5 protein-coding genes are annotated in these 14,016 nt (G+C 54.1%); all 5 read left to right on the plus strand.

Annotated features, from left to right (window positions below; genetic code table 11):
* Nucleotides 1–719 precede the first annotated feature (719 nt).
* Nucleotides 720–1,145 carry a hypothetical protein gene (locus HY774_06285; GenBank protein MBI4748078.1) on the plus strand — a complete coding sequence of 142 codons (426 nt, stop codon included), beginning with the start codon at nucleotides 720–722 and terminating at the stop codon, nucleotides 1,143–1,145.
* 7 nt (nucleotides 1,146–1,152) lie between these two features.
* Nucleotides 1,153–1,527, plus strand: a complete 375-nt coding sequence (locus tag HY774_06290; GenBank protein MBI4748079.1) for a DUF1987 domain-containing protein — start codon at nucleotides 1,153–1,155, stop codon at nucleotides 1,525–1,527.
* Nucleotides 1,528–1,653: 126 nt separating this feature from the next.
* Nucleotides 1,654–2,880, plus strand: coding sequence for a protein kinase (locus tag HY774_06295; GenBank protein MBI4748080.1), 1,227 nt, complete (start codon nucleotides 1,654–1,656; stop codon nucleotides 2,878–2,880).
* Between the two features lie 340 nt (nucleotides 2,881–3,220).
* Nucleotides 3,221–5,104 carry an FHA domain-containing protein gene (locus tag HY774_06300; GenBank protein ID MBI4748081.1) on the plus strand — a complete coding sequence of 628 codons (1,884 nt, stop codon included), beginning with the start codon at nucleotides 3,221–3,223 and terminating at the stop codon, nucleotides 5,102–5,104.
* 581 nt (nucleotides 5,105–5,685) lie between these two features.
* Nucleotides 5,686–14,016 (plus strand): hypothetical protein (locus tag HY774_06305; GenBank protein MBI4748082.1); only part of this gene is annotated, 8,331 nt, incomplete at its 3' end.

A 14,016-nucleotide genomic window follows, 5' to 3' on the forward strand; every position in this document is an offset into this window, starting at 1 on the left:
TTCAGAGGCCCATCGAAACGTGAACGCTGGGAATTCCCGTCAGGGAATCGCTTGCGGATTCTGGATTGGCCCCGTGCAATCCATCCCTCTCAGGGCTGACCCAGGTGAGCATTCAATGGTTGCGGCACTAAAAGCTTCGTTCGATTTAATTCAACCCGTTTGCCAGTTCAATCCCTTTTCCTGAACGGTTCCCGGCTCAGGTCAGGCACAATTCTTTGAGTTTTTTCGAGTACTGGATTGTGCCGCACCTGAATTTGGTGTTTTGGGGAAGGAGTTCTGACCGCTTGTGAGACAAGGAGACAAAGAGACAGGGAGACAAGGGGACATAAACGGATGACCTGATTCCCGCCTCCTTATCGCAGGTTGTTCAGGCCCACAAGAACTGGTTTGATGCCCCGGTCTTCCGGTCTCGTTAGTCCAGATCAGGTTCATCTCTCCGTATCCTGGCGCTTATGAGGGGCCAGGCGGGTGCCGTCTCAGAATGTGATCGTTGAAAAAAGCCCCGGCTTGCGGTCAGGTGATCCAACACAGGGTGCGCAGGTTAACCACAGATGACGTCCTTTCAATTCATGGCCTGACTGGCCGCCAGGAGGAATTCCGTGACACAGGACCTCTTTTCGCTCTACCACAAACTCTGTGATCAAAAAGTCTTTCTTGCTTTCAAGGGGGCTGTTTCACAAGGGGTACTTGTTGAACTCGGCGGAGTTCTCAAAAGCAAGCTGGTGCTGGATCGAAATGTCAAGAAGGTGTTCTCGGTCTTTATCGAGTTAACCCAGAATATCCTCCATTACTCGGCGGAAAAGGAACGCATTGATGAAACCGGGGAAGAAGTTGGGGTTGGGATCATCGTGATCACCGAAACTTCGAAATTTTATATCGTGAGCAGTGGCAATAAAACTCTCAAGGACCGGGCTGAAGACCTCAAAGCCCAGTGTGAATTCATTAATTCGGCCACCGAAGAAGAATTAAAACGACATCATGCCGAACGCCGAAAATCAACACCTCACGAAGGGAGTAAAGGCGCTGGCCTGGGGTTGATTGATATGGCGCGAAAATCGAAACGTCCGCTTGATTTCACAATCAGCCCGATTGACGAAGAATATGTTTTTTTTATTTTGAACATTAGTATCGAGAAAGGTGAGTAGGCGAGTGATGGAAAACCTAATCGTAGATAAAACCAAAGTCACACCCCAGGTGTCATTTGATGCAACGACCGGCGTGATGGAAATTGCGGGTGAGTCGTATCCTGAAAACTCGATGCAATTTTACCAGCCGGTTTTTAAATGGCTGCAGGAGTATTTCAGTTCGGAACCAGGGGCGGCGACCTTTAATTTTAAGCTCGAATATTTCAACACCAGTTCGTCAAAGTGCATCCTCAACATCCTTGAGATTCTGGAAGATGCACACGGAGAAGGCCATACCATCGAGTTGAACTGGTATTACCGCGAAGACGATGACGATATGCTGGAAAGTGGTCAAGAGTTTTGTGAGGACATGACCCTCCCCTTTCAATTTATCTCCTATTAACAATCAGTCGTGGGCGGGCTCAGGTCAATTATGAGAAATGAATTGTGAGTTTTGAAAGAGTTATCTCCCTCAATTACAGATACTTAGCCATTTCATAATTCATAATTACTAAAGATGAGGATTGGCATGGAAAAGGAAGTTGGGCGTGAATCCGAACGGAGCAGCAATATCAACGAAGTTTTCGCCGATGAACTGGATGTCGTTCAACAGGCGGAAACGGTGCTGAAACAGGAGTCGCTCGACCCGAAAGGTCTGGTTGATGAATACAAATTTTTGGTGAAAAAGTATCGCGGCTTACTCAAGCAAGCCATGAAAATCACCAAAATCGGAGATTCAACCCAGAGCAAGTTGATCCGAACCCAGAAGGAACTCGACCGCCAGAACGAAGAACTGGGCAGCAAAAATCGAGCCCTGCAGGAAAAGAACGAGGCGCTGATTCGGGCCCACGAGGCGCTGCTGCAAGCCAAGCAACGCCAGGAAAGCATTTTCTCGGCGCTGACTGAAGCGTTGCCGGGAACGGTGCTGGATAACAAGTACCGGCTGGAAAAGAAGATCGGCACGGGGGGCTATGGTGCGGTGTTTGAAGCCACCCACCTGGGCCTGAGCCGCCCGCTGGCCGTCAAAGTCCTGCAGCCGCGTTCGGGGCTGATAACGCCGAATGATTTAGAGCGTTTCCGGCGGGAAGGCATTTCCGCCTGTCGAATTACCCATCCGAATGCGGTGGCGGTGTCTGATTTTGGGATTTCAACCAGCGGGATTGCCTACCTGGCAATGGAATTGCTCCAGGGGCATACGCTGTCTGACGAATTGAAAGAATTTGGCCGGCTCTCTCCTCATCGGTCAGTTGAGATTTTGATTCCGGTCTGCCAGGCCCTGGCCGAAGCCCACTCCGCCGGTCTGGTTCATCGCGACATCAAACCCGACAATATCTTTCTCCACAAAACACCCACCGAAGAAGTGGTCAAAGTACTGGATTTTGGGCTAGCCAAGCTGATGGGAGAAGAGCATCGGGCTGACCTTTCTGACATCACCCAGGGGGTGATTGTCGGCACCCCGCTCTATATGCCGCCCGAACGACTCAGCAATCTGCCGTATGATGGCCGGGCTGACATTTATAGTCTCGGGGTGTTGTGGTTTGAAATGCTGACTGGGCGCGTCCCGTTCATTATTCGGAAAGGAAACCTTGGGGCGCTGGTCACGGCGCACATGCTGCAGCCTCCTCCCCCGTTGCGGTCAATTGTCCCGGAGATTTCTGAAGTACTGGAAACATTGGTCTTGCGGACCCTCAAGAAAGTTCCGAACGAACGACCCACCGCCAAAGAGCTGGCTGAGGCCATGACGTTGTTTTTGTAGTGTTTGGTTTTTGGTTTTGCACCGCGAAGCGTTGCAGTTCGGATAGCCGGTCGGTTGGCCGCTTTGGGCCTACCACCGGACACAGTAGCCTTCTCCTTTTCCCGCTGCTGCCCGCGCCCTGCAGGGCGCGGGCAGCAGCGGGGAGAACGTAGGTAACGTGCCTCTCCCGGTGGTCGCTCCCAAAGCCTCGCACCACCGGCTATCCGAACGGCAGCCTTTCAGGATGCTCAATCCAAAGACTGATGCTTGCAAACAAAAACGGAAAGTTGTTTTTTAACGACTCCTAAAAACCAAGAACCAAGAACCAAAACCTGACCCGTTGTCCATAAATGAATCTGTTATGCCAACCACCAGTAACCCACCTGCATACTTGATGTATTCAACCAAAGGTAACCCGAAGGGGCAGGTGCCGATTACGGGCGATTCGTTTCTGATTGGCCGATCTGACGGAAGCGACCTTCAAATCCTGGATCCACAGGTATCTCGGCGGCACATTCTGATTCAACGGCAGGCGGATGGAAAATTTGTCTTGCGTGACGAGGGGAGCAAGTCTGGCACCTTTGTGAATAAACAACGGGTCGTCGAACATACACTCCACAACGGGGATGAAATTATTTTGGGTGATTCGACGATTGCCGTGATTCGATTCCACTCCGTCGAAGCGGCGCCGATCAATCCACTGGCCAACACCATTCCAATTCAGCAGGTTCGCTCCGCAGGGATGCCAGCCGCGATTTCACTCAGCGGAACGCTGCCCCTCGAAACCAAAACCACCCATAAGCCTGCGGAAGCCAGTCCATCAGTTGAGATGCGGATCAATGACCGGCAAACCCGATTCCTCAACCTGGAATTGCTTCGCGAACAACTCAAGCGACCTGAAGGGACAAAGGTTGATCAGATTGTCCAGCGGCTCAGTAAATTGTATGAAATCACGCACACGCTGTTACCTGCCAAAAGCGTGCAAGAGTTGGTGGATAAATGGCTTGAAGCGATTTTTACCTGCCTTCCCTGTGAACGGGGTGCGATTTTGCTTCACAATTCAGAAACGGGAGAGTTTGAGCAGGTGGTTGCCCGCGACCGTGAAACCGGCAAATGTGGCCAGATTCATACCAGTTTCACCATCATCGAGCAGACGTTTCGTGAAAACGTGGCGGTCTTGTGCCGGGACGCAACCAGTGACGAACGGTTTGCCAGTCAGAAAAGCATTGTCATCCAAAATTTGCGCTCAGTCTTGTGTGCCCCGATTAGCTCAAACCTGCGGGTTTGGGGGGTTTGTTATCTCTATAACACCAAAGCCATTGCCCAGTTTAACGGCGAAGACCTGGAATTTCTGATGGCCACCGCCCGCGAAGCTGGCCTGGTGTTTGAAAATCTGCAACTGGTTGGTCATCTTGAAGCCCTGGTGGCTGAGCGGACCGCCGAAATTGTCCGGCAGGCTGAAGAAATCCAGCACAAAAACAACCATATTATGGACAGCATCCGCTATGCGGAGCGCATTCAACAGGCGATTCTTCCGCACGACCAGCGCGTCAGTCAGCTTTTTCCAGAGCATTTCATCCTGTTTCGGCCAAAGGATATTGTTTCGGGTGATTTCTACTGGGTCAATAAAATTGACGGAGTTGTGATTGCCGCCGTGGCAGACTGTACCGGGCATGGTGTTCCTGGCGCCTTAATGTCCATGATCGGCAACACTCTGTTGAATCAGATCGTGAACGAAAAGCGGATTTTGGATCCGGCGTTGATTCTGGAGCATCTGCACAACGGTATCCGGGAAGCGCTCCGCCAGGAACATGCCGAAAGCGAATCCCAGGATGGGATGGACCTCTGTTTGTGCCGAATTGAGCCAGGGCGGGTGGTCTTTGCCGGAAGTCGCCGCCCGCTCTATGTTGTACCCCGCCAACCAGACCAACCTGAACTCATTGAAATCAAAGGTGATCGGAAATCAATCGGCGGCATGCAAAAGGAAGATAAACGGGTGTTCACCAATCATGAATTTCGAGTCACCGAGCCGGTCATGCTGTATTTATCGTCCGATGGATTTGCCGACCAGCCCAGCGAACAGGGACAAAAATTTAGCACCAAACGCTTCCGGGAATTTTTAACCCGTTTGGCCCGGTACGCCGCCGACCGCCAGTATGAAATGATTGTCGCCGAACTCGAAGCCCATCAAGGAAATGAAGTCCAACGCGACGACCTGACCGTCGTTGGCATTTGTGTTGGGTGAAATTCGGGTTCCGGGTTCCGGGTTTTCAGAAGGGATGAGGGATGAGGAATGAGGGATGAAAGAAATCACTCTGTCATCCTGTCCGTGTGTCACCTTGTCATTCGTTCCGGGTTCCGGGTTTTCGAAGGAGGGCGCGGCTCAAAGCAACAACGCCCTTACAGATTATCACTTTGTCACCTTGTCACCTTGTCACCTTGTCCGGGTTCCGGGTCTTCGACGTGAATTTCTTTTCGTCCCTTTTGTCCCTTTTGTCCTTTCTTGCCAACCTCCAGTTTTCCAGCCTTTACCAGCGTTTTCCCCATAAAAATACAGAATATTGCGATGTTTTTGCGGATCACAATAATTTCGCAAGAACTCTGTACACAATGTAGCCTGTCTACCTATACCGCACACCTTTAGTTACCTCGGTTCGCTCAACAAGGTCACTACACAACTCAATCACTTGCACAGCAGGAAGGTTTCCTGCACAGGGGATTTTTGTGTCTGAAGAAAAAAGCCAATTACATGGCGGTAAATAATTGAAAATAAAAGAAAAACTAGATAGCTGTCCTCAGGTTAGAGAGAAAAAACTCGGAGTCAATATGATAAATCAAAGCTCTTTGCATCGCCGCGTCCGGACTACCATGGTTTGGGCCGTATGTCTTTTCCTCGTGGCTGCTGATTCAATCGGCGTCATTTCCGCCCTGGCAGCCACTCACCGAAGAATCCAGGCTGGAAATTCACAGATTATTCCGATCAGCGTTTCGGCCAAAGGGAGGGGAACTCCCTGGGTTGATTTTCAAGATGCCACTCCCACCAGCCTGGACTATGTCGGACAGGAAGCCTTTGTCAAAGCCGTGGCTTCCGGGCAAGCCCGCCCACTGTCAATCGCCATTGGTGACCTTGACAATGACGGCACCCAGGATGTCATCAGTGGATATGCCTCTGGTACGAGCGGTCTGTTGATGGTTCAAAAAGGTACGGCGGCTTTGTCAAACGGCGCGGCGCGGTTGCAGGACCGGGGTTCAATTTTCCAATTGCCGCAGGCGCCCTACCTGCTTCAGGTTGGCGACTTTGACGGCGACGGCAAAGCTGATGCTGTGGCGGCAACAACCGGTCAGAGTGAAATTCAATGGCTGCGTGGCGATGGTTTTGGTGGCTTCGCGATGGCGGAAAGCATTGCGGTGCCAGGAAATATCATATCTCTGACCTCCGCGAAAAAAGACACTGGCGGTCCCGCCGATCTGGCGATTGGGCTGGCCGGTGACAAGTCAACCTCCCTGCTGATTTACGCCGGGCAAAACGGTGGTTTGAAGGCGACGCCGCACAGTCACCGCCTGCCGCTGGATGAACCGACGCAGTTGGCGCTCTCTGAGCCCACTCAGCAGGGGTTGCAATATCTCGGTGTCGCGACCGGGCAAACCCTGATGCTGGTCAAAGGGCTGGCTTCGGCGCGCGAAAAAATAAAACGAACATTTGAATCCCCGGTCCAGGGGATTGCCTTCGGGAACTTTACCCAGCTTGAACAACCAGAAGTCGCCGTGCTTGTTGGCACCGGCGACGTTTTTGTGTTTTCGCTGGACGAATTGTTTTCAGGTGCCGAAACGGAAGGCGTCCTGTTTGGCAGCATTCCAAATCCAAAAGGATTGGCGGGACTGACCACTGGCCGGTTTGCAAAAAATGCAACGGGTCTTGATGACCTGCTGGTGATGGATCGCGGAACACGAAAAATCTATCTGCTGATCGCCAGTGACTTGATGGCGCGCGAAGACCGAACGTTTACGGCTGAATTTGACGTGAGTACCCGGCTGGTAGCCGTGGCCCCGATCCAGCTTACCGCCGGCCAGCCACAGGATCTGGTTGTGCTCTCGCTTGGCCCAAATGTTTCGCTCGTTTCGCAGACGAAAAAAGAAGACGTGGTTGTGACCTCACCCGAGGATCCTTCGGAATCAACCGTTTTTGCTCCAACCGAAAAGCGCCCGGAACTCGAAGTCAACCCGCTTTATTCCCCAGGCAAAGACGGTGCCTTGACTGTGACCACGGCTGCGACAATCGTTAATCGATATACTTTTCTCACCGCCAATGCCGCTGCTGGAGCAACGAGCATCACGGTTGATAACACGAATGCAACCAATCGCCTGGTACCCACGACCCATCTCACGGCGGGCGACCTGATTTTGATCATTCAGATGCAGGGCGCGACAATGACCACAACCGATAGTTCTGCTTATGGAACTATTACTGCTTACAACAATGCTGGGAAATTTGAATTCTTTAGCGTGTCGAGTGTGGGCTCAACCACAATCTCGCTGGCCAACTGCACTGGTGGGTTGCGCAATAGTTACACTTCGGCTGGCAGAGTCCAGGTCATCAAAGTTCCTCAATACACCAATTTAACAGTCAATAGCCCAGGATATATCACGGCACCAGCCTGGAATGGCAGTTTTGGCGGTATCGTGGCGGCGCATGTCCAAAACACAGCAACTTTGAATAACAGCGGCACAAACGGGTCAATTCAAGTTTCGGGCCTGGGTTTCCGTGGTGGTGCACTTGAAAACAACACAGCCGGTCAAACAACAAGTTCAGCGGTACTCATCTTTCGAAACACGGATTCAAATCAGGGTGCTGAAAAAGGCGAAGGAATTGCCGGCAATCAAACCGACTATAATGCTATAGGAAGATACGGTCGTGGCGCGCCGGCCAATGGTGGCGGTGGCGGAAACTCGCATAACGCCGGCGGCGGCGGTGGTTCAAATGGAGATAATGGGGTCACCTATGATGGATTAGGCAATCCAAGTCTCTCAACAGCAAGCTGGGCAACCGCCTGGAATTTGGAAAGTGCTGGATTTTCCACCCATACTTCCAGCGGTGGTGGTCGTGGGGGATACTCGTTTTCCTCGGCGAATCGGAATGCCACAGTCGAAGGCCCTGGCGATGCAGATTGGGGGGGAGATGGTCGTGATAATACTGGAGGCTGGGGTGGAAAGCCCCTTGATAACGACCCGTCAACCACCAATTCCCGCATCTTTATGGGCGGCGGCGGCGGTGCCGGTGATGCCAACAACGGCCCAGTCGGTGGTGCCGGTGGAAATGGGGGTGGTATTGTCTTTTTGCTAGCGGCTACGGTTTCCGGTACCGGAACAATTCTGGCGAATGGCAACACTGGCGGTAATACAACCGGTACCGGAAATGACGCCCCAGGTGGTGGTGGTGGTGGTGGAAGTGTTGTGGTGAAAGCCACGACCTTGAGTGGGATAACCATTAATGCCAATGGTGGTGTCGGCGGAACCCAAACCATCAGCGGGGATGAAGCTGAAGGACCAGGCGGCGGTGGTGGTGGTGGCTTTATTGCTACTTCTGGAGGCACCGTTACTCAGAATGTGAACGGTGGTCTGCATGGAACTTCAAACTCAAGCGCTGTCACTGAATTTATCCCCAACGGTGCCACCCGTGGTGCGACTGGTGAAACTGCCACGGCACCCGCTGATGCCAGTTTCCCATTTTGTTTTCCAACTGGAACCGTAACCGGGCATGTCTTTACCGACACCAATGGTGATGGTATTCAGAATGGTGGTGAACCGGATCTGGTGGGAGTCAGTGTAACGATTACCCCTGCAACAGGATCACCAATCACCGTCACGACAGATGCGAGTGGAAATTACACGGCGAGCGGCGTTGCGGCAGGAAGTGCAACTGTGGACGTGGCCGATCCCGCCAACACCAATGAAACGACGAATGTTGACCCGCAAACCGTGACGGTAACCGGCAATAGCACAACCACCGCCACCACTGTGGGCTTCCAGCCAGTTGGAACAGTGACTGGGCACGTGTTTACCGATACCAACGGAAACGGAGTCCAGGACAGTGGCGAACCGGACCTGAGCGGTGTCAGCGTAACGGTTGATTCCGCCAATGGGCCGCCCATCACGGTGACGACTGATGCGAACGGGAACTACACCGCAACCAACGTGGCAGCCGGCCTCACGAGTGTGAACGTGGCCGACCCGGCCAACACGATTGAAACGACGAATGTTGATCCACAAAACGTGACCGTCACCCAGGGAGCAACTGCAACGGCAGCAACTGTTGGGTTCCAGGGCTTTGGGAGTGTTTCCGGCCACGTGTTTACCGACACCAACGGTAACGGTATCCAGGATTCCGGTGAGCCGGACTTGAATGGAGTATCCGTCACGATTACTCCGGCGAACGGATCGCCAGTGACAGTGACGACAAATGCGAGTGGGAATTACTCCGCGTCGAACATTCCAGTCGGAAACGTCACGATTAACGTGGCTGACCCCGCGAATACAATTGAAACCACAAATGTTGATCCACAAACGGTAACCGTGACAGCGGGAGCAAATACAGCCGCCGCCAACGTGGGTTTCCAACAAGTTGGGACGGTGACGGGCCACGTGTTTACCGACACGAACGGAAATGGAATCCAGGACAGCGGCGAACCAGACCTGAGCGGTGTCAATGTAACAGTTGATTCGGTCAACGGAGCCCCAGTGACAGTGACGACCGACGCAAATGGGAACTACACAGCCAATAACATCCCAACTGGCAGTACGTCCGTTGATGTGGCTGACCCAGCCAACACCACTGAAACCACAAACGTTGATCCACAAACCGTAACCGTGAATGTGGGTGCCACAACCACCGCCGCCACTGTGGGCTTCCAACCAATTGGATCAGTTTCCGGCCATGTATTTACCGACACCAATGGCAACGGTATCCAGGACTCCGGTGAACCGGACCTGAATGGAGTTTCAGTTACAATCACCCCGGCCAACGGCTCACCGGTGACAGTGACAACCAATGCAAGTGGAAACTACTCAGCCTCGAATATCCCAGCGGGCAGCGTCACAATCAATGTGGCTGACCCCGCGAATACAGTCGAAACAACAAATGTTGATCCACAAACCGTAACTGTCACAGTTGGAGCGAACACGGCAGCCGCGAATGTGGGTTTCCAACAAGTTGGAACGGTGACCGGGCATGTGTTTACCGACACGAACGGGAACGGTACTCAGGACAGCGGCGAACCAAACCTGGGCGGTGTCAGTGTGACGGTTGACTCAGTCAATGGCCCACCGGTGACCGTGACGACCGATGCGAACGGGAACTACACGGCCAGTAACATCCCAACCGGCAGTACAACCGTGGATGTGGCTGACCCAGCCAACACCACTGAAACCACAAACGTTGACCCACAAACCGTAACGGTGAGCGTGGGGGCAACCACCACCGCCGCCACTGTGGGCTTCCAGCCAGTTGGAACCGTGAGCGGACATGTTTTTACCGACACGAACGGAAATGGAATCCAGGACAGCGGTGAGCCAAACCTGAGTGGTGTTGACGTGGTGATTGATTCAGACAACGGCCCACCAGTTACTGTGACTACTGATGCGAACGGGAATTACACAGCAAACAACATTGCAGCCGGGAGCGTGAGCATTGATGTGGCTGACCCGGCGAACACGATTGAAACCACAAATGTTGATCCACAGACCGTAACGGTAACCCAGGGAGCAACCACAACGGCGGCAACGGTTGGGTACCAGCCAGTCGGAACAGTCACTGGCCATGTATTTAATGATGTGAACGGGAATGGAACGCAGGACAGCGGCGAACCAAACTTGAGTGGTCTCAATGTGGTGGTGGATTCAGTCAACGGACCACCAGTGACAGTGACGACCGATGCGAATGGCAACTACACCGCCAACAACATTCCAGCCGGAAGCACGTCGGTGGACGTCGCCGACCCGGCCAATTCAACCGAAACAACCAACGTTGATCCGCAAACAGTCAGCGTGGTTGGTGGCAATACCACCACGGCAGCCAATGTTGGGTATCAGTTCTTTGGAAGCGTCACCGGTCACGTGTTTACCGACACCAACGGAAACGGAACGCAGGACAGCGGCGAACCAAACCTGAGTGGCGTCAATGTGACGGTGGATTCAGTCAATGGAGCACCTGTCACGGTCACGACGGATGCGAACGGCAACTACACCGCCAACAACATCCCGGTGGGCAGCACGTCGGTTGATGTGGCCGATCCAGCCAATACCAACGAAACCACGAACGTTGACCCACAAACCGTCAACGTGACAACTGGTGCCACTACAACGGCGGCCAATGTGGGCTACCAGCCAGTGGGAACCGTGACCGGACATGTCTTTAATGACGTGAACGGAAACGGAGTGCAGGACAGCGGCGAACCAAACCTGGCGAATGTGGATGTGGTGATTGACTCTGAGAACGGAGCACCAGTCACGGTGCAAACCGATGCGAACGGTGATTTCTCCGCGCCAAACATTGCCGCCGGAAGCACGACGGTGAATGTGACGGATCCAAGTGGATTTACCCTGACAACGGCAAATGATCCGCAAACGGTGACGGTGACCCAGGGAGGAACGGCGGATGCAACCGACGTGGGCTTCCAGGGCCAGGGAACAGTGACGGGTCATGTATTTAATGACCTGAATGGAGATGGAGACCAGGACAGTGGCGAACCAGACCTGAATGGAGTCAATGTGACGTTGACGCCAGCGGGAGGTGGAGCGCCAATCACCGTGACGACCGACGCGAACGGGAATTACACCGCAACCAACGTTCCAGCCGGAAACGTGGATGTGAATGTAACCGACCCGGCGAACACGAATGAAACGACCAACACGGATCCACAAACGGTGAGTGTGGCAGCCGGTGGAACAGCCACCACCGCGCCAGTCGGTTTCCAGTTCGTGGGATCCGTGAGCGGGCACGTGTTTGAAGATGTGAACGGAAACGGAACGCAGGATTCAGGTGAACCAGACCTGAGCGGTGTGAATGTGACACTGACACCAGCGAACGGAACGCCGGTGACGGTGGCGACGGATGCGAATGGCAATTACACGGCGCCGAACATTCCAGCCGGAAGTGTAAGCGTGGATGTGGATGACCCAGCCGGAACCGTGGAAACGACGAACACGGATCCACAGACGGTTTCAGTGACGGCAGGCAATACAACCGCAACCAATCCAGTGGGTTACCAGGGACAGGGAACCGTGACCGGACATGTCTTTACCGACACGAACGGAAATGGAACGCAGGATAGCGGCGAACCAAACCTGGCTGGCGTGGATGTGGTGATTGATTCGGTGAACGGGGCCCCAGTGACCGTGACGACGGATGCGAATGGGAACTACACGGCCAATAATATTCCAGCGGGCAGCACGACAGTGGACGTGGCCGATCCAGCCGGAACGATTGAAACGACCAACGTTGATCCGCAAACGGTGAGTGTGACGGCAGGCAACACCACGACAGCGGCGAATGTGGGATACCAGCCAGTGGGAACCGTGAGCGGGCACGTGTTTACGGACACGAACGGAAATGGTGTGCAGGACAGCGGCGAACCAGATCTGGTCGGCGTGGATGTGGTGATTGATTCGGAGAACGGAGCACCGGTGACGGTTCAAACCGACGCGAACGGCAACTACACGGCGTCAAACATTCCAGCGGGAAGCACGACGGTGGATGTGGCTGACCCGGCCAGCACGGTGGAAACGACGAATGTTGATCCACAAACGGTAACCGTCACGGGTGGCGCAACCACGACGGCGGCGAACGTTGGCTACCAGCCGGTCGGAACAGTTTCCGGGCACGTGTTCAACGACGTGAACGGAAACGGAACGCAGGACAGTGGCGAACCAAACCTGGCGAATGTGGATGTGGTGATTGATTCCGAGAACGGAGCGCCAGTGACCGTTCAAACCGATGCCAACGGCAACTACACGGCGACGAATATCCCCGCCGGAAGCACGACGGTGGATGTGGCCGATCCAGCCAATTCAAACGAAACGACGAACGTTGATCCACAAACGGTGAGCGTGACGGGTGGCAACACAACCACGGCAGCGAATGTGGGCTACCAGTTTGTGGGAAGCGTGACCGGGCACGTGTTTACGGACACGAACGGAAACGGAACGCAGGACAGCGGCGAACCGGATCTGGCGGGAGTGAATGTCACGTTGACGCCAGCGAACGGAGCGCCGGTGACGGTGACGACGGATGCGAACGGGAACTACACGGCGTCGAACATTCCAGCCGGAAACGTTGGAGTGGATGTGGCCGACCCGGCGAATAACAATGAAACGACGAATGTGGACCCACAAACGGTAACAGTGACCGCAGGCAACACGACCACGGCCAGTGCCGTGGGTTACCAGCCAGTCGGAACGGTGTCTGGACACGTGTTCAACGGCGCAACCACAACGGCAAGTGCCGTGGGTTATCAGTTTGTGGGAACAGTGAATGGTCACGTGTTTACGGACACGAACGGAAACGGAGTGCAGGATAGCGGCGAACCGGATCTGGCGGGTGTGAACGTGACGTTGACGCCAGCGAACGGAGCGCTAGTGACGGTGACGACGAATGCCGGCGGGAACTACTCAGCGGCGAACATTCCAGCCGGAAACGTCGGGGTGGATGTGGCCGACCCAGCCGGAACGGTTGAAACGACAAATGTTGACCCGCAAACGGTGAGCGTGACGGCGGGGAACACAACCACAGCCAGCACAGTGGGTTACCAGCCGGTCGGAACAGTGAGCGGTCACGTGTTTACGGACACGAACGGAAATGGAACGCAGGACAGCGGCGAACCAAACCTGGCGGGTGTGGATGTGGTGATTGATTCGGTGAACGGAGCGCCGGTGACGGTTCAAACCGACGAGAACGGCAACTACACGGCCAATAATATTCCAGCGGGAAGCACGACGGTGGATGTGGCCGACCCAGCCAACACACTGGAAACGACGAATGTGGATCCACAAACAGTGTCGGTGACGGGTGGAGCCACCACCACAGCGGCGAATGTCGGTTACCAGCCAGTGGGAACCGTGACCGGACATGTCTTTAATGATGTGAACGGAAACGGAACGCAGGAC

This window comes from Acidobacteriota bacterium (genome assembly GCA_016208495.1).
GTDB lineage: Bacteria > Acidobacteriota > Blastocatellia > Chloracidobacteriales > Chloracidobacteriaceae > JACQXX01.